This is a genomic window from Otoolea muris (genome assembly GCF_943193115.1).
Lineage (GTDB): Bacteria > Bacillota > Clostridia > Lachnospirales > Lachnospiraceae > Otoolea > Otoolea muris.
The window spans coordinates 13223-34907 of sequence record NZ_CALPCY010000051.1 but is presented as its reverse complement, the minus strand read 5'-3'; the positions used below and the strand labels follow the sequence as shown (position 1 = coordinate 34907).

20 protein-coding genes and 1 pseudogene are annotated in these 21685 nt (G+C 47.4%); 14 read left to right on the top strand and 7 right to left on the bottom strand.

Annotated elements, in window-relative coordinates; translation table 11 throughout:
- Positions 1-230: 230 nt before the first annotated feature.
- The 3 genes and pseudogenes from NFS31_RS21310 to NFS31_RS21300 form a co-directional block, all read right to left on the bottom strand.
- Positions 231-962, bottom strand: a complete 732-nt coding sequence (locus NFS31_RS21310) for a transposase (RefSeq protein WP_331482799.1) — start codon at positions 960-962, stop codon at positions 231-233.
- Between the two features lie 240 nt (positions 963-1202).
- Positions 1203-2066, bottom strand: a complete 864-nt coding sequence (locus tag NFS31_RS21305) for a hypothetical protein (protein WP_251499689.1) — start codon at positions 2064-2066, stop codon at positions 1203-1205.
- A 136-nt stretch (positions 2067-2202) separates the two neighbouring features.
- Positions 2203-2448: pseudogene (locus NFS31_RS21300) on the bottom strand (recombinase family protein); the annotation flags it as partial.
- Between the two features lie 118 nt (positions 2449-2566).
- Here NFS31_RS21300 and NFS31_RS21295 point away from each other — a divergent pair.
- Positions 2567-2800, top strand: coding sequence for a hypothetical protein (locus tag NFS31_RS21295; RefSeq protein ID WP_251499684.1), 234 nt, complete (start codon positions 2567-2569; stop codon positions 2798-2800).
- A 192-nt stretch (positions 2801-2992) separates the two neighbouring features.
- On the opposite strand, the gene NFS31_RS21290 is transcribed toward NFS31_RS21295, so the two are convergent.
- Positions 2993-3697, bottom strand: coding sequence for a hypothetical protein (locus NFS31_RS21290; RefSeq protein ID WP_251499681.1), 705 nt, complete (start codon positions 3695-3697; stop codon positions 2993-2995).
- A gap of 877 nt (positions 3698-4574) precedes the next feature.
- Positions 4575-5423: an AraC family transcriptional regulator gene (locus tag NFS31_RS21285; RefSeq protein ID WP_251499677.1), complete on the bottom strand. Its 849-nt coding sequence runs from the start codon at positions 5421-5423 to the stop codon at positions 4575-4577.
- A 634-nt stretch (positions 5424-6057) separates the two neighbouring features.
- Here NFS31_RS21285 and NFS31_RS21280 point away from each other — a divergent pair.
- From NFS31_RS21280 to NFS31_RS21225, 12 genes are all read left to right on the top strand, one after another.
- Positions 6058-7263 (top strand): DNA methyltransferase, encoded by a 1206-nt coding sequence (locus NFS31_RS21280; protein ID WP_251499674.1) that lies wholly within the window; start codon positions 6058-6060, stop codon positions 7261-7263.
- Between the two features lie 492 nt (positions 7264-7755).
- Entirely contained in the window at positions 7756-8016 is a 261-nt protein-coding gene (locus tag NFS31_RS21275; protein ID WP_251499671.1) for a GIY-YIG nuclease family protein, read from the top strand.
- Positions 8017-8056: 40 nt separating this feature from the next.
- Positions 8057-9226 (top strand): cation diffusion facilitator family transporter, encoded by a 1170-nt coding sequence (locus NFS31_RS21270; protein WP_251499669.1) that lies wholly within the window; start codon positions 8057-8059, stop codon positions 9224-9226.
- Between the two features lie 83 nt (positions 9227-9309).
- Complete coding sequence (locus NFS31_RS21265; protein WP_251499665.1) at positions 9310-9828, top strand: NUDIX hydrolase; 519 nt, start codon at positions 9310-9312, stop codon at positions 9826-9828.
- A 4-nt stretch (positions 9829-9832) separates the two neighbouring features.
- On the top strand, positions 9833-10996 hold the full coding sequence (locus NFS31_RS21260; RefSeq protein ID WP_251499662.1) for a leucine-rich repeat protein: 1164 nt from the start codon (positions 9833-9835) through the stop codon (positions 10994-10996).
- Positions 10997-11170: 174 nt separating this feature from the next.
- Positions 11171-12190, top strand: coding sequence for a LysR family transcriptional regulator (locus NFS31_RS21255; protein WP_251499659.1), 1020 nt, complete (start codon positions 11171-11173; stop codon positions 12188-12190).
- Entirely contained in the window at positions 12174-13523 is a 1350-nt protein-coding gene (locus NFS31_RS21250; RefSeq protein ID WP_251499656.1) for a vWA domain-containing protein, read from the top strand. Before NFS31_RS21255 ends, NFS31_RS21250 begins: the two co-directional genes overlap by 17 nt.
- Positions 13524-13629: 106 nt before the next feature.
- Positions 13630-14112, top strand: coding sequence for a pyridoxamine 5'-phosphate oxidase family protein (locus NFS31_RS21245; protein WP_251499654.1), 483 nt, complete (start codon positions 13630-13632; stop codon positions 14110-14112).
- A 460-nt stretch (positions 14113-14572) separates the two neighbouring features.
- Entirely contained in the window at positions 14573-16429 is a 1857-nt protein-coding gene (locus NFS31_RS21240; protein ID WP_251499651.1) for an HD domain-containing protein, read from the top strand.
- 117 nt (positions 16430-16546) lie between these two features.
- Positions 16547-16783, top strand: coding sequence for a hypothetical protein (locus NFS31_RS21235; protein WP_251499650.1), 237 nt, complete (start codon positions 16547-16549; stop codon positions 16781-16783).
- 349 nt (positions 16784-17132) lie between these two features.
- Positions 17133-18635, top strand: coding sequence for an ATP-binding protein (locus tag NFS31_RS21230; RefSeq protein WP_251499647.1), 1503 nt, complete (start codon positions 17133-17135; stop codon positions 18633-18635).
- A gap of 128 nt (positions 18636-18763) precedes the next feature.
- On the top strand, positions 18764-19642 hold the full coding sequence (locus tag NFS31_RS21225; RefSeq protein ID WP_251499644.1) for a radical SAM protein: 879 nt from the start codon (positions 18764-18766) through the stop codon (positions 19640-19642).
- Positions 19643-19647: 5 nt separating this feature from the next.
- On the opposite strand, the gene NFS31_RS21220 is transcribed toward NFS31_RS21225, so the two are convergent.
- Both NFS31_RS21220 and NFS31_RS21215 read right to left on the bottom strand, forming a co-directional pair.
- Positions 19648-20046, bottom strand: coding sequence for a Uma2 family endonuclease (locus NFS31_RS21220; RefSeq protein WP_334303122.1), 399 nt, complete (start codon positions 20044-20046; stop codon positions 19648-19650).
- A 138-nt stretch (positions 20047-20184) separates the two neighbouring features.
- A complete protein-coding gene (locus NFS31_RS21215; protein WP_251499642.1) occupies positions 20185-21090 on the bottom strand; it encodes a DNA-3-methyladenine glycosylase family protein in 906 nt (301 codons plus the stop codon).
- A 204-nt stretch (positions 21091-21294) separates the two neighbouring features.
- Here NFS31_RS21215 and NFS31_RS21210 point away from each other — a divergent pair, with 204 nt between their 5' ends.
- Positions 21295-21684, top strand: a complete 390-nt coding sequence (locus NFS31_RS21210) for a thioesterase family protein (protein ID WP_251499639.1) — start codon at positions 21295-21297, stop codon at positions 21682-21684.
- Position 21685: the final 1 nt, after the last annotated feature.

Here is a 21685-nt window from a genome sequence, read left to right as displayed (position 1 = left end):
CCGTGGCTGGCACACCAATCAATGACACTCATGCCTGCGGGCCGGTTCTGGCATTCCCTGATCTGCTCTGCCCACTCTTGTAAACGGTATTGTACAGCCATTGCTGTTGTTGCTGAGTTCATAGACTTACCTCCGCATAACGGTATCAAAAGTTCAGGCTTAACTTTTGATACTCATGATAGAAATATAGTCTATTGTCACACACTTTGCCCTCATAGTCGAGGTACGCACTATCTACCGTTTACTGTTCCTCCATGGCTTTCCGTTCCTCCTGTGCCTTCTGCTGGCAGGGACAGAGGCAGCGGGGCATGAAATAGCCGGAACCGCCGAACCTCGGCACAACGGTCTGTATTCCGTAGATGAAGGGCAAACTCACTTACTTTCTGCTTTATGCCACAGGGGTACAGTACACGGTTTGTCTTCAGTGCCCCAATAGTATAGAAGCCCTTTTTGATAAAGGCATCCATGATGCTGCCGCATGTATACCAGCTATCACAAAGAAAATAGGAGACAACTGGCGGTACGGGCAGTTCATCCGCAATGTCCTGTACGATTTTAACTTTTGATTTGGATTTGTCATACATGACGATGGCATAATTAAGGACTATGCCATTGCAGGAGAGCATGACGGCTACGGCCTGATGTCCATAGTCCTGCTTCCCCTTGAGATGGGACTGGTGGAAATACGCATCTTCAATCGGGTGCAAAGCCCGTGACGAAGGCTTTGCCTTTGAGGAGATGGTGTCATCCACGATGCAGAACACAGGCTTTCTGGACTGCCAGGCTTCCTTATAGATGAACTGGATGACGGTACTTTTTGGTATATCTTCCAGAGTGGCGTCATCCCATTTTCCTTTATTGAGGAAATGTGCAACCGTAGTACGGTGACAGGGGCTGTATTTTTCAAAACCGATAGTTTTCCCATGGTACCCAAGAGAAAAGACGGATATTAGTATGGCCATGATATGCTTCATAGCGGTCTGGGGAAAGATACGGCATAAATTTAACTTTTTAAAGCAGTTGTAAAGCAATGCGGAATGGTATATACTGTTTTCTATAAGACATCATCCTTTGCAGATTATAGTTTTTAGGCAAGAACAGTATACACAAAAAAGGTATGGTGTCTTTAGTTTTAAGGTATTTAAAGCAACTTTGGTAAAAATTGAAATTTGCTCAATTATAGTATTAAATTGTTTTGTCGATTACGCTAACTGCATAACCTCGGCTTCAAGTTCCTTTAACTCGTCAAATGATAAAGTTGGCACACATAAACCAATTTCTTCTAGTGATAGTTTTCCCATTTTTATCATTTTCTCTGCTGCTTTTCTTTCAGTTTCTTTTTCAATGTCTTTCGCATAAGTCCTCATAATCTGCTCGTCATCAAATAAACTCATCATAATCGTTACTACCTCCACTTCTTTGCTGCTTAGATACTGTTTTAAGATGTTCCTGTCCTTGCATATACGGATTGTTTCTGTAACCGCCTGTTTCGTCATTCCATGCTCTTTTATCTGCTCGTTAAAAACTTTGCAAAAAACAATATACTCATTGATTATATTATCCTTGTCGCTCTCATATATGACTTTTGCTTTTATCTCAATATCAATATCTGCACCGTCAAAAAACTCTTGCGATAAAGATATGATATCGGGTTTTCTGCCTTTGTTGCCTGTATATATCACATATAATTCGGGCTTTGGCATTTTTACTTTCTTGCTCTTATACAGGCTCTGACTGGTTCGCTCAAAATATTCATGGTAACTCTGTGCTAAATACAGAAGTATTCTGATTAAAATATTTACCGTCCAACTCGATTGCGCTTCCAACAACAAAAGCAATCTGTTGTTACCTGCCATTATGCCCAAATCGTTATAGAGATTATCTGTCAAAACATTGTCTATCGTTACAATATCCAACATGTCCTCTGTTGCGTCCGTATCCTCTGGGTGTAATGTTTTATACAGTTTCAGCAAATTCCTTTTATCTTGAAAAAGGTCTAAAAACACACTGTTTTTTGCTGTACGTTTTGCCTTAACTTCCTGCGTCTGTTTTATATCGTCCGACACCTTACCACCTCAATTTCTAAAAATCTGTGACACAAGATACGATATATCCTGTTCCTGTCACACTTTAATTATACAAAAAATCGCCTGTCTTTACAATAAATTTCACATTAAATTTCTTCCTCCCTCCATTTCGTTTTCTTCCCAGTCGGCTCATGTCTTTCACAATGATTGTTCCGATATTTCCCTTTTCGACTTCTGCAAGCATGGTTTGCAATTCCTCACGCTCAAAGCTCGTGCCGGAGATATCGTCATCGGTAAAGTGGCGTATGCCCGTAAAATCGTTCTTTTCCGTATAATCTTCAAGCATTGCCTTCTGGTTGGATTTGCTGTTGCTCTCGCCCTGTAACTCGTCATAAGATATTTTATGGAGATGAAGAATCATCCTACTACATATGGGATGGTACTAATTACAAATTATATATAAACAATGAATGTGTCTGTACTACTCCTAATATTCATGAGGATTTTAAAGAACTACCAATATATCAAGGAGAATATAAATGAAAAGAAAATTATTTTTTTATATCATAATAGCAATGGTTTCGTTTAACTTGATGTCTATAGTAGCCTTGGCATCTACAGATATTAGCTATGTTCAAGCGGAAAACTCAGATATTGAGGTACGGGTGGATGATATAGGCTACCAGTATAAAGTAATTGATAATGTACTATATAGGAGATTATATAATTTCACGGCTCGTAAACCTCTTGGTGACTGGGAAGTAGCTCCATAGAAATTTACAGAAGTTACATGAATGCTATATAATAGAGTAATAGTTAAAGGAACAGCTAACGATAAATAATGTATTCCAAACAATTCATATGGTCTATAAGAAAGTGCAGATTTCATTCACAACAAAGCGGGGTATAACATCAGCAACGTAATACCCCGCCATTTTTCCCTTGCTTATATATATATCCCCCATTTACGAGATAATATAGATAACCGGAATCTCCCCAGGCAGATAATGAAAGTAATAGATCTGTTCATTTTCTATACTCCCAATCCCCGGCGAACACCACACTTTAAGGCATTCTGTGGTATCGCTGAGTACCCCGCAGGCATATCCATTCTGTGAAGACAAAAAATTCGGATATGCATATAAAAAATCCGGATAAGGAAGTTCTGTATGAAATTCCAAAGCGCTGATTTCCCCATTGACAGCTCCATAGCATTCCTCATCTTGAAGACGCAGATCGGTTTCCATTTCTGCAATTGATCCATATTCCCTGAAATTCGGATAACCTCGAATAATTTCCCTGATTTCCTGTCGGTGAATCTGTTTAAATTCTTCTGTGTAAACGACGATATTCTCCAGCATCCACGGAGTATCCGCATCGGTCCTCGACAGTTTTATCTGAATCGTATAATCTTCATTGCCGCCGCTCCACTGAATACGGTTTCCCTCACATCTCACAGGATTTTCCCAATATGCAAGAAATTCTTTCCATTCGGATCGTATAATATCCGAGATTTCCGGAGGCAAAAACTGGGCGGCGATATCATCGGAGTGCTTTTGCGCCTGCAGATGTATCCCGTCTGTTATGATTTCGTTATTACCGTATACATACATGGCGCTCAATGCAGATACGGAAACCTTATCCAGGCTTTGCAATGTGACAACGCACATGGCATCCGGATCATGCTCTAAAAGAATAACCTGTCGGTTGCCATTTTGGAACGTAATGCCCCCTGAATTCCAGTAACATTCCTTTGAGGATGTGAAATCGTCTACTCGGGCTTGTTCAACAGGAAATGTGTTGTAAGTAACAGAGGTCTTTTCATTACATGAGGACAAAACGCTCAATATACATAGGGATAACAGTATCCACAGAATTTGGTATTGCGTAAATCGTTCTTTAACCCAGCGCACAGGTCGTCCTCCTTGGCCGTAAAATTGAAAGAATGTGCCTTAAAGCATTTTCATTAGTGATGCTACTTTACAGTATTTACAGTATTAAAAGCAAATTTTCCTTTTCATTTTCAGCAAAATCAGCTATGATAATAGAATCAGAGGCAGACAGGCGGCATACTCCTTGCTTTTGGAAGTTACACACCTTTGGGACAGGCTTAATGGCTTAGGCTTGCGCCACAGGTGTGTAAACACCAAAGAAGGGAGGGTGAGGATATGCTTTTTCTCGAAATCCTAAGCTGTGTAGTAAGTATCTTAGCAGGCTTCGTATCATTAGCCAAAGAGTATAAATCTTACATACAGCGTCATAAGGAGTGGACAGAAAAAGACCCATCAGCTAGCTTGCCGGCATCTGACGGGTCAGAAGATGATTGCATAAGCAATCATTGAATGTCCCAGGGTGGCGGTAGTACCGCCGCCCTTTTTATACCATAATAATATCATGTAGGAGAAACAAAGTCAATAAAAATTTAAAGTTCCTTTTTGGGCTTTCGGATGCCTTGGTTACTGTTCGTTGTGCCATCCGTTCAAAATTCATGTCGGATGATTATGAACAGTTAAAATCGTGCGTGATCAAGATTATCTTACACTCTATTCAAACTTTTCTGATTGGCAGCCAAACTTCATATTGCATATTATTGGGGTCGGGATTTAGATAGACCTCTATATCAGGAGCGTTATCAAACTCAAATCCGGATGTTGGAAGCCATTCTGTTATGATGCGTTGTTCTAATTCCTGAATTGATACACCTGTACCGGTTCCGCTAAAAATGGCCCATGTACAGGCAGGAACAGTATATTCATCTAAGGAATTGCCGGTATCAGCGGACGAAGATACAGCTATGAAATATCGCCACTCTTCTTTGTCATTGCAAACACTTACGCCTAAGACGCCCATAGGCTGATTATTCATAAGCGGCGTAATCTTTTCTAATGTGCCGTTTATAGCTGCATTTTGCCACATTTGCGGTACGGCTGCGAAATTGTTTTCTATTTCCTTATCCAGCGGATGAGATACTCCCACAATGCGAAAGGCCGCTTTTTCTTCAATTCGATAATTCAATTCCTCTACTCCTTTTACGGTTATTTTGAAGCTGATAGGGGGATAAGATTTCATAGGCGTTCCTCCTTTTTTTGCCATTGACGGCGCTATGCCATGCACACTTTGAAATGCCCTGTTAAATGCGGTCGGGGAGGAATACCCATATTTCATACCAATATCAATAATTTTTTCAGTTCCGCTTTGCAGATCGATAGCAGCTAAAGACATTCGCCTGCGGCGGATATATTCTGAAAGTGGAATACCCGCCATATATGCAAACATTCTTTGAAAGTGGTACGTAGAGCAGCATGCTATGTGTGCAAGCTCATCATAGCTGATTTTTTCTGCAAGATGTTCCTCGATATAAGAAATTGTTTTATTTAATTTTTCTATCCATTCCATTTTTTACTCCTTTCCAGTGATAATTATACCTCCTTAGGTTGGTTGCTTCCTCTCTTTTCATGCACGTAAAAGAGAGTAGTAGAAGTCTATATCTGCTTTTTGGTTTGCTTGCATAAATCACGAACGTTTAATGTATATAGTTTACTGTCTTTCATAAAATGTGTACTGCGTTGACGAAAATCAAAATGTACATTTTTATATAATTTTATACGTATTTAGACAAAAGCGCAACTGTGTAAGCAGGAAATTCCGGCTTCGGACCAAGCTGGTTCGAGGTGTCAGCGCTGCTTTACTCCTCACATGGAACAGTTTTTCAACATTGTACTTCAGTTCCCCAATTACTGTTTTATCTCAGTCTCCAGAAATTTTCCCTCCGCAAACAGTTTATCAGGATTTGAGGGATATACAGCCGTCTTCTGATTATATTCATCCTTTGTAAGCGCTGCAAACGCAATGTTCATTTTAAAATACTGTCCTGCAGACAGGGAATGATTTTATCCGTCGAACCCTGGGCCTTGTTAGCTGTCACGAGGCGAATCCCCGCAGTCAGTCAGGAGAGATTTATAGGAAATTCATTTGTAATTATACTCTCCGTGCAGTATAATTAAGATCATATCAGGGAGTGAGGATAAACGTGGTAATTTGTGATGATTGTTTAAATGTAATGAGAAAAATAGAGGATAATACTGTTGATATGGTATATCTAGATCCTCCCTTTTATTCTCAAAAAATTCAGTGTATGAAGGATTCCGATGGAAATGAATATCGTTTTTCTGATATTTGGGATACAAGAGGCGAGTATCTTGAATATATGAGAATTCGCATTAAAGAAATAAAAAGAGTTTTAAAAAAAACAGGCAGCGTCTTTTTACATTGTAATGATTCTGCTTCCCACTATTTGAGAATTATTTTAGATGATGAGTTTGGAGAAAGTAATTTTAGAAGTGAAATTATTTGGGCATATAAAAGATGGTCTAATGCTAAAAAAGGATTGCTTTCTGGTCATCAGACTATATTTTTTTATTCTAAGACAGACAATTTTAAGTTTAATACGATGTATACGGAATATTCACATACTACCAATGTCGATCAGATTTTGCAGGAGAGGGTGCGGAACAGCGCAGGAAAGGCGAGCTATAAATATGATAAAAAAGGAGATATTGTTATAGCTAAAGAGAAAAAGGGGGTGCCTTTGTCAGATGTGTGGGAAATTCCCTTCCTGAATCCGAAAGCGAGAGAAAGAACGGGTTATCCGACGCAAAAACCGGTTGAATTGCTTGAAAAGATCATTAAAATAAGTACAGATGAGGGAGACTCTGTTTTCGATCCATTTTGTGGAAGCGGAACGACGCTGGTGGCTGCAAAGATATTAAATAGAAGATTTACAGGCGTTGATAAAAATTCCAGCGCTGTTGAGTTATGTAACCGGAGATTAGAGGCGCCGGTTAAGAGCGTATCCCGATTGCTGCAGGTTGGAGCAAACGCATATAAAACGAAAACAGATGAGGAATTAGCAATACTTCATATGCTGGGATGTGATGTGGTACAGAGAAATAAAGGGATCGATGGATTCCTGAGGAAATTCTATTTAAATGCTCCTGTTGCTGTAAAAATACAAAAACCATATGAAAGTTTTTTTGAGGCGGTTGATTTACTTGACAATGCCGGAAAAAGAAAGAAATGTAGTTTTACTGTGCTGATTCGGACATCAGAAGGCTTGGTGGACAGTGAGACGCCAATACCGCCGAATATGGTAGTGCTCAACGAACTTAATTTCCAGCTAAATTCCAGCTTATTAAAAGTGTCAGATAATTATAGAATGAAGTTCATGCAGGGATAGAATAACCGGAGACAAATACGGTAAATATATAAAATCCCGGAAACGCTTGCAAAATAGGCGTTCCCGGGATTGCTTTATACGGTTTGGCTATGAAATTCCTCTGAATATTTGTAAGCAGGAAGCCGCTGCCCAGAGCGTGTTTGAAAAAACTCTGATAAACCGGAAAAAAATGCCGGGATGAAAGTTGCATTTCAGGAGAAAATCCATATAATAGAGTATAACGAAAGCAGAGGAAGGTATCACGTTACGGTTCATCCGCCGGACGGAACCCTGTAACAGCATAGCGCATCCGGCCGATGCTTGAAATAGATTCGGAACCCTTCTGATTTTGGAACTGCCAGGGAGGCGCCGGTCAGAGAGAGCCCCGAGCGGTAATGGCACATTGCAAGGTGTTGTTACCGTTACATATACATATTCCGGCATGAGAGGAACTATTCCAGCATAAAAGGGTACGGATGCCGCCGCCCTGTCATCATAATCGGGAGAACAGACATGAATTATACATATCTTCTGCGCTGTGCGGATTCTACGCTCTACTGCGGGTGGACAAACCATCTGGCCGAGCGTGTGGAGGCCCACAATGCGGGCAGAGGCGCGAAATACACAAGAGGGCGCAGGCCGGTTTCGCTGGTCTATTTTGAAGTCTTTGACACAAAGGAAGAGGCCATGCGGCGCGAGGCGGCGATCAAGCGCATGACGAAAAAGGAAAAGGAAGCGCTGGCGGACCGAGGTTCGGGCAGTGTGAAGGATTAAATCATGAAAGCGGCGTATGCGCGGGTATGGAGGCGACAGGTTGATTACATTACTGGCAAAGTGTTTTATCAAAAACAGCGGTGATCTGAAAGATCCCGCGGTGCGCAGGCGTTATGGATCGCTCTGCAGCGTGGTGGGGATAGGCTTAAATCTCTGCCTTTTTGCGGGGAAATATCTGACGGGCTTTCTGTGCGGTTCTATTGCTATTATGGCAGATGCATTTAATAATTTATCCGATGCGGGATCGTCGCTGATTACCCTGATCGGGTTTAAATTTGCGGGCATGAAGCCGGATAAGGAGCACCCGTTCGGACATGGGAGGATTGAATACATATCCGGGCTCGCGGTGGCGGCGGTTATTATCCTCATGGGTTTCGAGCTGGCCAAATCTTCGGTGGGAAAGATTCTGACGCCCTCAGCGGTGGATGCGAGTCCGGCAGCGATCGGCGTTCTGGCTGCTTCTGTGGCGGTGAAGCTGTATATGTGCAGTTATAACCGGGCGATCGGGAGACGGATTGATTCAACGGCCATGCGGGCCACGGCGGCGGACAGCTTAAGCGATGCCGCGGCGACGCTGATGGTGCTGTTTGGCATGCTGATTATGCGCTACACCGGGATATATGTGGACGGCTGGTGCGGCGTGCTGGTGGCGCTGTTTATCTTCTATACCGGATACACCGCGGCCAGGGACACGCTGAGCCCGCTTTTGGGGCAGCCGCCGAAGCAGGAGCTGATTGATGAGATCTACGCCATCACACTGGCACACAAAAAGATCCTGGGGATCCATGATCTGGTGGTTCATGACTACGGCCCGGGGCGGCTGATGATTTCCCTGCACGGGGAGGTATCCGGGGACGGAAATATATTTGCGCTTCATGACGTGATTGATCAGGCGGAAAAGGAGCTGAAGGAACGGCTGGGCTGCGAGGCCGTGATCCACATGGATCCCATCGAGACAGCCAATGAGGAGTCGGCCGCGATCCGGCGCGGGGTGGAAGAGATTGTGAAGCAGATCCACAGCGATATTACGATCCATGATTTCCGTATGACAGCCGGGGAAGACCAGTTGGAGATGGCATTCGACGCGGTAGCCCCGTATCAGACCGAGCGCTCGGACGAAGAGCTGGCAGAGGAGATCAAACGGCGCGTCAGTGAGAAATGGGAGGGCTGCCGGGCAGAGGTTTCGATCGATCACGAATACGTGCTTTGAGGCAGCCGCCCGGGCTATCTGAACGGTTAAATACAATACAAGGTTATATACAATACAACAAGATAAAAAAAGGGGTTAAACCGATGCCTGAAAAAAGAAAATCAGAGCTGACAACGCTCTGTTACATTGAAAAAGACGGATGTTACCTGATGATGCACCGCATTAAGAAAGAAAAGGATGTCAATCAGGGGAAATGGATCGGCGTGGGGGGCCATTTTGAGCCGGGTGAGAGCCCGGAGGAATGCCTTCTGCGCGAGACAAAGGAGGAAACGGGACTTACGCTGACCTCGTGGAAGTTCCGCGGGATCGTGACTTTTATTGCCGAGGGCTGGCCGTCCGAATATATGTGCCTGTTTACAGCGGACGGATTTACGGGAGAGTTGTCGGAATGCGGGGAAGGCGTGCTGAAATGGGTGAAAAAAGAGGACGTGTTTCAGTTAAACCTCTGGGAGGGCGATCGGATTTTCCACAGGCTTTTGCTGGAGCGGGACGATTTCTTTTCCCTGAAGCTTCGCTATGCGGGGGATGAGCTGAAGGAATGTGTTCTGGACGGCGCGGCGGTGGACGCAGCGGATCCGGCCGGGATATCCGTGAAAGAGTGAAACGATGCGGATTTTATATGAAGAAACAGGGGACAACATCCGTGTGCTCCGGTGCTTTGGAACAGGCGGCGAAGCGGTTATTCCGGAGCGGATCCGGGGAAAAGACGTGACAGAGCTGGGCGATTATGTATTTTCAGACGGACTGCGCAGCCTGCCTGCCGGTAGCTGGTGGGACGGCGGGGATGCGGGGAGGGCCGGGGCTGCATATACAGAGGCAGGCGGGGATGCATATGCAGGGACAGGCCGGGATGCGCATGCAGAGACAGACCTTCCCCCGCTCTGCGGCCTTGCGGTTCGGGCCGTTTCGCTCCCGAAAACCGTGCGCCGGATTGGCCGCTATGCATTTTACAATTGCTATGATCTGGAGCGCCTGGCGCTTTCCTCAGGGGTGCGGGATGTGGGGGCCGGCGCGTTTACAGGCTGCAGAAAGCTTACGCAGCTCGTCATTGAAGTAATTGAGGGCGAACGATCCTGCTTTAAGGAAGTGCTGGCAGAGCTCCCCCAGGAGCTTGTGGCGCAGTACCGCCGCATGGAGCGGGGTTCGGACGGGAAGCTTTGCCCTGCCGGGGAAGCGAGGCTTTTGTTTCCGGCTTATTATGAGGAAGCGGTGGAAAATACGCCGGCGCGCATTCTGGAGACACATGTGCATGGTTGCGGCCACCGCTACCGCTATGCGTTTGACGGAACCACGTTTTTGTTCCGTGAATATGACAGGCTGTTCCCCTGGCTGCTGGCGCAGAATTCAGCGCAGTCGGCCGCGCTGCTGGCCATGGGGCGTCTTCGATACCCCCTGTTTCTGGAAGAGGAAGCCGGGAGAGCGTATACGAAATACCTGGCGGATCATTTGGAGGAGACGGCCGCATGCCTTTTTAAGGAAAACAGTATGGACGGCTGGAAATGGCTGGTGAGCGGATTCTTTGCGGAAAAACCGGGGGAAACAGACAGAAAGGTTGAGCGCGCTGCCGTAAACTGTTTGGGGAACGAGGTTTTTACGGAGCGCGCTCACGAGGAATATTTCGATATATGGAAACCGGCTTTGGGGAAAACCGGCTTGGGTAAGCTGATTGAACTGTCAAACCAGGCCGGCCGCACAGAGGTTGTAAGCTTTTTGATGGATGCATCGTATCAGCTTTTTCCCCCGGCCCGGAGGCGGTTTGAACTGGAATAGCCGTTCAGGCTTGTCTGAAACAGGACAGACATTGCAAACCTGATTCAGTATTTTGCTCTTCCCTGTTCTTTAACTTGATTATATAACATCCTTTGTATATAATCAAATATAAATAAAAACATAATTGTTATTTGCTTTTTTTTATGCACCGATTAAATACTTGAGGGAGAGGTTATGTTCGACGGTAAGGAATATGTCTACGCAGTATATGAAGAAAAGAGCTTTTCCAAAGCGGCTCAAAAGCTCTATATTACCCAGCCGGCTCTGAGCACGGCGATCAAAAAGGTGGAAAAAAAGATAGGGAGTCCGATATTTGACAGAAGCACTTCCCCGATTGGCTTAACGCCCAGCGGGGAAGTGTATATTGATGCAATCGAAAAGCTGTTTGTGCTGGAGCAGAACACACTCAACCAGCTCAACAATCTGAACGGCCTTCTGGCCGGAAAGCTGGCTGTGGGGGGGACCATTTTTTTTACATCATTTATTCTGCCGGGCCTTCTGGGTGAGTTTGCGGGGAAATATCCCCAGATCAAGATTGAACTTCTGGAGGGGACGACGTCGCAGCTCACGAACAAGCTGATGGCAGAGGAGCTGGATCTGATCATCGATAATTCGGAGCTGGATGACAAAAATTATGAGAAATATTATTACAGCACAGAGCGGATCCTCCTGGCGATCCCCAAAAGTTTTGAGATTAACCGCGAGCTGGAGGCGTACCGCCTGACCGAGCAGGAGATCATGGCCGGACGCCACACGGGAGATACATTTCCCTCGCTGCCGCTGCCCCTTTTGGGGGAAATGCCGTTTATTATCGTAAAGGAAGAAAACAGCATTTACAAGCGGGCAATGAAAATGTGCGGCCGCCAGGACTTTACGCCCAATATCATTCTGAAGCCGGATCAGGTGGTTTCAGCCTTTAATATGGCCGGAAAGGGAGTCGGGGCCACCTTTCTTCCGGACGGGCTGGTCTTAAGCCTGCCCTATGAGGCCCCGCTCTATTACTACAAGATGGACGAGGATCTGTCGATCCGCCAGGTGTATTTTTACAAAAAACGGAATAAGTACCTGACAAAAGCCATGGAGGAATTCATACGCGTGGCAGTAGGCGACGAGGGCTTTCTGGCCGTCCGGGATGCCAGGGAGAGGGAAAAGCAGGAAAGGGAGAAGGGAAAACGAGGTGGAACGGGAACGTAAAACGCCGGCTGGCTTAGCGCAGGAGCAGGCGGAGAAGCTTAAGCTTGTCTGCCTGGAAATTCTTTCAAACACAAAAAATGAGCTGTACCTCCATCTGCGCTTCATGGATCGGGCGCTGGGAATGCTCCGGCTTTCGCCGGATTTCTCAAAAAAAGGCGCGGGGACGGACGGCTCCCTCTTTTACTTTCATCCGCAGGCCCTGGCCAGCCTTTATCTTAAAGGGCGCGCCTGCGTGAACCGCCTCTATTTCCATTCGATCCTGCACTGTATTTTTTGTCACATGTATGCAGGGGGCCGGAGAGAAAAGGCGTATTGGGATCTGGCATGCGATATCGCTGTGGAATATCTGATAGATACCGCGCATTTGAAATGCCTGCGCCGTCCGCTCCCGCCTATGAGGCGCCAGCTCTATCAGGAGGCCAGGGAGCGCGTAAAGGTCATAAACGCCCAGAGCATGTACCGCTTTATCAGAGAAAAAGCGCCCGCTGAAAAAGCATTCGCCGCGCTGGCGGCAGAGTTTTACGCGGACGATCACTCCCTGTGGGATGAGGAAGACAACAGCCCCAGGGCGGGCGTCAGCGGAAAGGATCAGTGGGATGCGCTTCGGGAGACGATGGAGACAGAGCTTGAGACATTCTCAAAGCAGGCATCCGACGAGGCGGGCGAGCTCCTGGAGCAGATACGGATTGAAAACAGGGAGAAATACGATTACAGGACATTTCTTAAAAAGTTTACGGTGTTAAAGGAAACGCCCCAGCTTGATCTCGATTCCTTTGACTATATATACTACGATTACGGCATGCGGCTCTATGGAAATATGCCCCTGATCGAACCCCTGGAAACGCGCGAGGCCAGGCAGCTTGAAGAATTTGCGATCGTGATCGACACCTCCATGTCGTGCTCCGGGGAGCTGGTGCGCCGCTTCCTGGAGCAGACCTGCGCGGTGCTCTCCGAGGCGGCGTCGGCCGCACGCAGGGTAAACATCCATGTTATCCAGTGCGACGAACGGATCCAGAGCGACCGCGCCGTTACATCCGCAAACGATCTGCAGGATTTTATCGAACATATGGAAATCAAAGGCGGAGGCGGGACCGACTTCCGCCCGGCTTTTGAGTATGTCAGCCGCTTATCGCGTGAAAAAGTGTTCACGGACCTGAAAGGACTGATCTATTTTACGGACGGATACGGGACGTTTCCGTCCAGGCCGCCGGCATACGACACGGCGTTTGTATTCTTTAAAGAAGACTACAGCGATGCAGAGGTTCCGCCCTGGGCGATTAAACTGATTCTGGATCCGGATGATCTGGAAGCGGCGGGGGGCGCAGAGGGATGATAGAAGAGGGATGGGAAGGCGGGAAATTACAGAGGATGAGAGATAGTTTGAAACGAACAGGGAGGCTGAGTTGTGAGAAGGGACAATTGAAAGGAGCTGTAAAGCGATGAGAAGGAAGGACAGGGAGATACGGGATAAAAAAGAGATCCAAAACATTATGGAAGCCTGCCAGGTGTGCAGCCTGGCCTTTTCAGGGACACAGGAGGAATATCCGTATGTGATCCCTCTGAATTTCGGCGTGATCTGGGACGGAGATCAGGCGGCCCTTTATTTCCACGGCGCAGGGGAAGGCACAAAAACAGAGCGTATGCGCCGTGACGAACGGGCGGCTTTCTGCATGTATGCCGGGGAAGAGCTGGCGCTGAAACAGCCGGCCTGCCGCTCGACGATGCTATACGCAAGCGTCTGCGGGACAGGACGGCTGTCGGTTGTGCGGGATATGGAGGAGAAGAGGCGTGGATTAGACGCGCTGATGAGGCAGTATGACAGAACGGGGGGCGGGTTTGAATATGATGGTGATGCGCTGGAGCGGATTACGGTGCTGAGGCTTTTGGTGGAGGAGGTTTGCGGGAAGAGTAACCGGGGGTGAATTGGCGCGGGTTAGGGGGGATCGCGAGGGGGACGCCAGGGGCGGCTTCTATATCCAACGGAACTGCGCTTTCGCTCAGAGAAAAGCGCAGCGGGCGCGTAACAGTTAAAAACTAATAATTAAAACTGCGTCTTCATATGGCCAAACATAAAAAAATATGGTATGATGTCAATACTTGCTGTTGCAGAAGTTGTGTGAAGGAGTTACCATTCGCAGGCAGTATTCCGCGAAGCGTGTTACTGTTCACGGAACGGCTGCTTATTAGCCGGGCTGTGAATAGCAACGTGAAGGAGAAAAGATGAAGGATAAAGAATCTTTGATTGCAGATTCATTGCATGGGTCTATAATGCTTAGTAAATTTGAAAAAGATATTATAGTTACCACGCTGTTCAATCGACTTCATGACATTTATCAGAATTCAACGGCGTATTTGACATTCCCCGCTAACCGGACTAAAAGGATGGAACATTCTTTTGGCTGTATGTATTTGTGCGGGAATATTTTTTATTCAAGCCTGTGTAATGCGGACAGGGATACGCTGCGCGGCTTTTTTGGACAGGCGGAGCGGGAGCTGGAAGGGATTATAGACAGTGTCTGCGGCCGCAGTACAGGACGGCAGTATGAGCATAAGCTGGGCGGCGTGTACAGGGATATTCGGAACAGATATGAGAATATGAAGATAGAGGGGGGCATATATAATTATTACAAGCCCGCCAATATCGAGTCAGATTCGTATGTGAGAATCTACATGCTTTTGTTTGAGGGGATCCGCCTTGGAGGGCTGCTGCACGATATCGGACATCCTCCCTATAGCCATATCAGCGAGAATGCGCTGAATTATTTATATGGAACGATTTCCGGGAAAACGGGGCGCAGTAAAAGAGAGGACGAATTTTTGGCGGTTTTGGAGGGGATGGCAGGGGAAAACCATCAGCTTCATGAAGAGATGGGAGTGAAAATTGCCAATATTCTTTTGCTGGAAGCAATCAGGAATGTTACGGAGGAAGAGTCCCGCGAGGGCGCAGTCTACGAGGAGCAGTTATACAGGATCCTGATAAAGGAGATTACTCTCAGAATTTTGCAGGAAAGCAGTCCCTTTTTTAAAGATTTGCATGCCATTGTGGATGGGACGCTGGACGGGGATCGGCTGGATTATGTGTCCCGCGATCCGGAAAATTCGGGTTTTCAGTTGGGAAGGACGGAATTTGACCGTCTGATCCATAAGATGAGATTATGCAGGCTGCAGGCGCATTATTTATTCTGCCCCAGCTCCAGCACGGTGAACGCCGTGGAAGATTTCCTGATGAAGCGCTGGAATCTTTATAAAAATATTATTTATCATCACAGGGTGGTAAAAACAGATTACCTTCTTCAGAATATTATCATAAAGCTTGCGGAAGACTATTTTAAAGAAGATTATGGGGACGCGGAACGGGATGAAAAGATAAGCGGCGCGTATGTTTTGCCGTATGATATATCAGGATTATGGAAGGCGAATGTAGAACGCCCGTCGAATATGGAAACGGCATATGCGATTAATCAGTGGACCGATGCCTGGCTGATTACGGTTCTCAAGACGACGTATTTCCGGAGATATATCGATCAGAAGAGCTGTCTGCATGATCAGCTTGAGGAATTTCTTACCAATAAAAAGCATTATGATTCGCTGATAAAAAGGCGGGAAGAGTTTCAGGAGATTGATTCCGGCGTGTCGGAGATCCTTTCCGGCAGGGCGGGCGATTTACGGGAGGCAATCCAGCGCTTAAAGCGGGAATCGGAGTGTCTGGAAGCGGAAAAGAAAAGGACAGTATTTGATATAGAAGGATATGTGAAAATCATTGATGAAATAACCGGAATTGCACAAAATAATAAAGACAAGAGCTTTGCGGAACGGGGAGGTTTTATTCTGGGCGTGATAAAAAGAAAGTTGTTTCCAGGGGTGGAAACATTTTCCTGTATGCTGGATCAGATGATGAGCCGCCTTGGTTTTGCGCCGGGAGAGATGTTTTATGCTGAGAAAAATTTGAAAACGGGGACAAACAAGGGGCTGTATTTTTACCAGCCGACCAATAAAGAAGGAGAACCGGTTTCTTTGGATAAAATATCGAATATTTCTTATGTTTTGGATGATAATGTGTTATACTCTCCGTTTTTCTTTCTGTATTTGAATAAGAAATCTTCTAAGCGGGAGGATTTCCACGCGCTGCGCAGGAAGATAGGCGCTGAAATCGGAAATTGCATTGCCGAATATATATTAGATACAATTACAGGTTTATCAGGCAATAAGAAGCCATTAGAAAAAAATCGGACGGGATAAGTACCGCCATGACAGGAAGCATGTTTTTATGTTAGTGTGTAACTGCCTGGATCTGAACGGTTACGTTTATCTGCTTAAATAATACATATGTTCTTTTGAATTTTGGAGGCGGTTCTTATGTGTAAGGTATATATGGATTTAAATGTTGAAAAAAACCTGGATTTCGCGATTTACAGTTTAGTTCTGTCAAAAGATAAAGGCAGGGAATTTTCACCGGAAGAGCTGGCGCAGGATATCATAAAGTATCAGGATTTGGATCGGACGCTTTTAAACACGAAGATTTCTTTGCTGTTAAAACGCTGGGTGATGTCCGGGGTTTTGCAGCAGCGGCTGGATAATTTTTCAGTGGTTTAAAGGCGTATTTCACAGATTATATCCATGACGAAAGGGCTTTGCAGGCGCTTCGTATATGGCTGAATATAACGGAAAGATTAATATATGTACTCTCGGAATCTCTCTGCGCCTGCTTTTGCGGCTGATTTTCCGCCAGATGCACCCAAATTTAATCAACGTACGCTCCACGTACGCCTCATAAATTTGTGCACATCTGACAAAAAATCATCTCACAAAATCAGGCACAGCAAGATTCCGAGAGTACATATAGGTTTTTGCCAGAGGTCACGCTGCTTCTTTTCAGTAAGAATCGACGTGATTTTTGGTTATTTTAAGTGAAGATTTGGTTATGAGGCCAGTGAGGACGATTATGAATATTAAAAGGGCAAAGGAAGAGATCAAAAACTGTATTCAGGTATATTTTATGAAGGATGGGCATGGGGAGTACATGCTTCCCGCAATCCGGCAGAGGCCGGTGCTTCTGATGGGCCCTCCGGGAATCGGAAAGACCCAGATTATGGAGCAGATCGCCCGTGAATGCCGCGTGGGGCTGGTCTCCTATACGATCACGCATCACACGAGGCAGAGCGCCATAGGGCTGCCGTTTATTGAAACGCGGGAATACGGCGGGGCGGCGCATTCTGTGACGGAATATACAATGAGCGAGATCGTGGCTGCCATTTACCAGAAGATGGAGGACACGGGGCTAAAGGAAGGGATTCTGTTTATTGATGAGATCAACTGTGTTTCAGAGACGCTGGCTCCTATGATGCTGCAGTTTCTGCAGTGCAAGACCTTTGGAAACCACAGGATTCCGGACGGATGGCTGATCGTGACGGCCGGAAACCCGCCGGAGTACAATAAATCCGTGCGTGAGTTTGATATTGCGACTCTGGACCGCATCAAAAAGATCGATGTGGAGGCGGATTTCTCAGTGTGGAAGGAATACGCCCTGCGGACCGCCGTGCATCCGGCTGTCCTCGCCTATCTGGAGGCCCGGCCGGATCATTTCTACCGGATCGAGACTACGGCGGACGGACGGCGCTTCGCCACGCCCAGGGGCTGGGAGGATCTGGCCCGTTTTCTGGAAATCTATGAGAAAACGGGTAAAAAAGCCGACCGCGATGTGGTGATCCAGTATATTGAGCATCCGGGCATTGCCAGGGATTTTGCCGCGTATCTGGAGCTGTATGAAAAATACCGGGCCGATTACCGGATTGAGCGCCTGCTTTCGGGAAATCCGGGGGAGGAGCTTATCAATCAGCTTGCCGGAGCGCCCTTTGATGAGCGCTTCAGCGTGCTCAGCCTGATACTGGCGCATTTGAACAGCCATTTCAGGGATGTGTGGAAGAAGGAGGCGTTTCTGGAGCTTTTGTTTGACAGCCTGAAACGCTTCCGGACAGCGGACGGGAAGGGGAGTCCTTCGGATCAGGCGCGCTTCCTGGCAAAGGAGCTGTCCGAAAAGCGCGGGGAAAAGCTGAAATGCGGCTTTATCGGCCGGGATGAGGATTATCTGATGCGCGACGCCCAGGCTAAGCTGGAAGAATACGCGCTGCTTTTGGATCGTGAGCACATCACGGCGCAGGACGCGGCATTTGAGCGCCTGAAAGAGCGGTTTGACGAGGAAAACGGTGAATTTGACCGCTTATCGGAACGGACGCTCGGCCTTCTGGAGCATGCCTTTGATCTGCTGGAAGCCGCGTTCGGCGCCGGGCAGGAAATGACGATTTTTGTCACCGAGCTGAACACGAATTATTACAGCGTCCATTTTTTGAAGGAAAATATCTGCGAGCGGTATTACCAGTACAATAAGACGCTGCTGTTCGAGGATCAGGAGGATGAGATCCGGGAGCGATTGAAACAGATGGCGTAACAGGATTATGGGTTTCCGGAACGTTCCGGGGCAGATGACAGCTCCTGCCGCCGCGCTGGCCGTTACAGTCCGGGGTTATCTGAACTGTTACGGCAGAATCATATGAACCATAGAAGAGGAGAATGAAAATGAGATATGAAGGCATTGTATACAGGCCGCCGAGTGAAGCAAGGAGCCTGATTATTCAGGTCACGATCGGATGCGCGCACAATACCTGCACGTTTTGCAATATGTACAAGGAAAAGGAATTCCGGATCCGGAAGATGGAAGAGATCATGGAGGATCTGGAGGAGGCGAGCCACAGCCGCTACGCTTCCTGGATCGAAAAGGTATTCCTGGCGGACGGCGACGCCCTGATCCGCACGACGCCGGATCTGCTGACCATCCTTGACGCCATCCGCCGGAAGTTTCCGCAGGTCGGCCGGGTGGCCGCATATGGAACCGCGCAGGATATCCTGCGCAAGAGCGGGGAGGATCTGGCAAAGCTTAAGGAAGCGGGGCTTGGCATCGTCTATGTAGGCGCTGAGACAGGCGACGACGAGATTTTGCGTTACATCAATAAAGGCGTAACCGCCGCCGAGATCATTTCCGCGGGACAGAAGCTGAAGCGCTGCGGCATCCAGACCTCGGTTACGCTCATCTCCGGCCTTGGGGGCCGGGGAAAGGTAAGAGAACACGCCCTTTCCTGCGCAAAGCTGATCACAGAGATGAATCCGGAATACGCCTCCTTCCTGACCCTGCGGCTGTACGAGGGGACGCCCATGTACGCGGATGTGGTGGAAGGCCGTTTTGAGCGGATCACCGCGGACGAGATTGTGGAGGAGATGAAAATCTTTCTGGAAAATGTCCGCTCTCCCGGGACCGTTTTCCGCACAAACCACGCGTCAAACTATGTGGTTCTGGCCGGAACGCTTGACGGGGACATTCCGGCGATGATGAGGACGCTTGAGGAGGCGAAAGCCAACCACCATTACAGAAAGTTCCGGGAGACAGGGGATCTGCTGTAGCTGTCCTATATTCCGGTTAGCTGCATCATGTGTTGGAAATCGATCCACAGATGCTTAAGGACACCGGATTTTACCCGGTCCCGGAATGTATAGGCAGCAGTTTCAAAAGGTGTTTCCTTAAGGTGGCAGACATACACCGACTGCCGTTCCGGATTTACCACCCAGTATTCCCGTACACCGGCATCGTTATAGAGATTTAGTTTACGGATATAGTCGTGGCTGGAATTGCTGGAGGAAGTGATTTCAATAATCCAGTCGGGCGCGCCGCTGCACCCACGCTGTGTGAGCCTGCCAGGGTCACAGATCACGCTGATATCCGGTTCAGCCACAGTTGTATTGTCATCAAACAGACTGACGGCAAAGGGGGCCGGGTACGCCTTGCATGAGCCCCCCTTGGAGCGGATATGATTTGCGATCTCAACATGTAGAAAGGACAGGATTTCGTGACGAACCTGCTGGGAGCTGACATGTAATAAAACTGCCCGTCAATCAGCTCAGCCCGTACATGTTCCGGAAGCCTGTAATACTCCTCTTCCGTATGGCTATTTGTATGTCCTGCGGCCTGCGCCATTCCCGGCTTCCTTTCTCTCATAGTAAAATATATACTGCTGCATCACGCCCGCATACCCCTGATAGCCGCCGAAATAGTCCCGTATCAGGGCTTCGTACAGGCGGCTTTTGGGAAGCGCGCGGTATTTCTTCGGGTTCTTGGGATAATAATGCTCCATCAGGATCTGTGAAATCCAGGTATCCACCGGAAACGCGTCGATGTGGTGCAGCCCAAAGAGGCAGACACAGTTGGCAATCTTTGCCCCGATCCCGTAAAATCCGGTCAGATATTCAAAGGCGCGTTCATAGTCCATCGCGGACAACTTATCCAGATCCAGACGCCCCTGCAGGGCATCCTCACAGATCCGGCTGATATAAGCGGCGCGGTAGCCGAGCTTCAATGCCTTAAGTTCGTCCAGTGAAGCCCTTCCAAGCTGTTCAGGCGTAGGAAACGTATAATAAACACGCCCCGCGCCGCCGGAAAGAACCGTTTCCCTGCGGACGCCGTAGCGGCAGCTTAACGCTTCCACCGCCTCCCGGATTTTAGGGATCGTGCGCTGCTGTGAAATAATAAAAGTCACAATCATTTCCCACACGTCCTGCCGCAGGATACGGATCCCGGAACCCGCCCCGGCAGCGGCCGTCAAATACGAATCCCGTTTCCGCACAGAGGCGATATAGGCCCCGTAATCCGTGTCCAGATCAAAATAGTTTACCCAGAACGGATAATCCTTGTCCGGACAGTCAAAATAAAACGTGGAAGCATCCTGTGAAATCTCCAGATAACGCTCCCCGCTCACAACAGACCACACATCAGGCGCGCATGGCGTCATGCGGAAACACTGGCCGGATTCGGCAGTCTGCTTTAAATCAAATTGGGGTTGGAATCTTGTTTTCATATAGGAAGTATAGCACAGGAAAAAGAGCTTGCACAAGAGTTTTGTTTTGAGTATACTGGGAATAGATTTTATGCGTTAATGCGGATGGTTTGAGCGTAGGGAGTTTGAGAGAGTCGTGGGAGGAACGCCAGCATATGATTCAATACAGTAACGTTTAACCCCGCAATAAAACCGCAACAAAATTTCAAAGAAAGGTGATTAGTTATGTTAGAAGCAGGAATAAAAGGAAGACAGGAAGTTATGGTAACCAAAGAAAACTGTGCAAGCGCCCAGGGAAGCGGGCTTCTGGAGGTGTTTGCGACCCCGGCCATGATCGCTTTGATGGAGCAGACCGCCTGGATGAGCATTGCGTCTCTTCTGAATGAGGGCGAGGGAACTGTGGGGACAAAGCTTGATGTAAGTCATCTTGCGGCCACTCCGGTGGGGATGAAGGTGTGGTGCGAGAGCGAGCTTAAGGAAGTGGATAAGAGAAGGCTTGTATTCCACGTCGAGGCGTTTGATGAGAAGGGAAAGATCGGCGAGGGAGAGCATGAAAGATTTATTATTCAGAATGAGAAATTCATGAAAAAAGCACAGGCAAAGCTGGAAGGCTGAT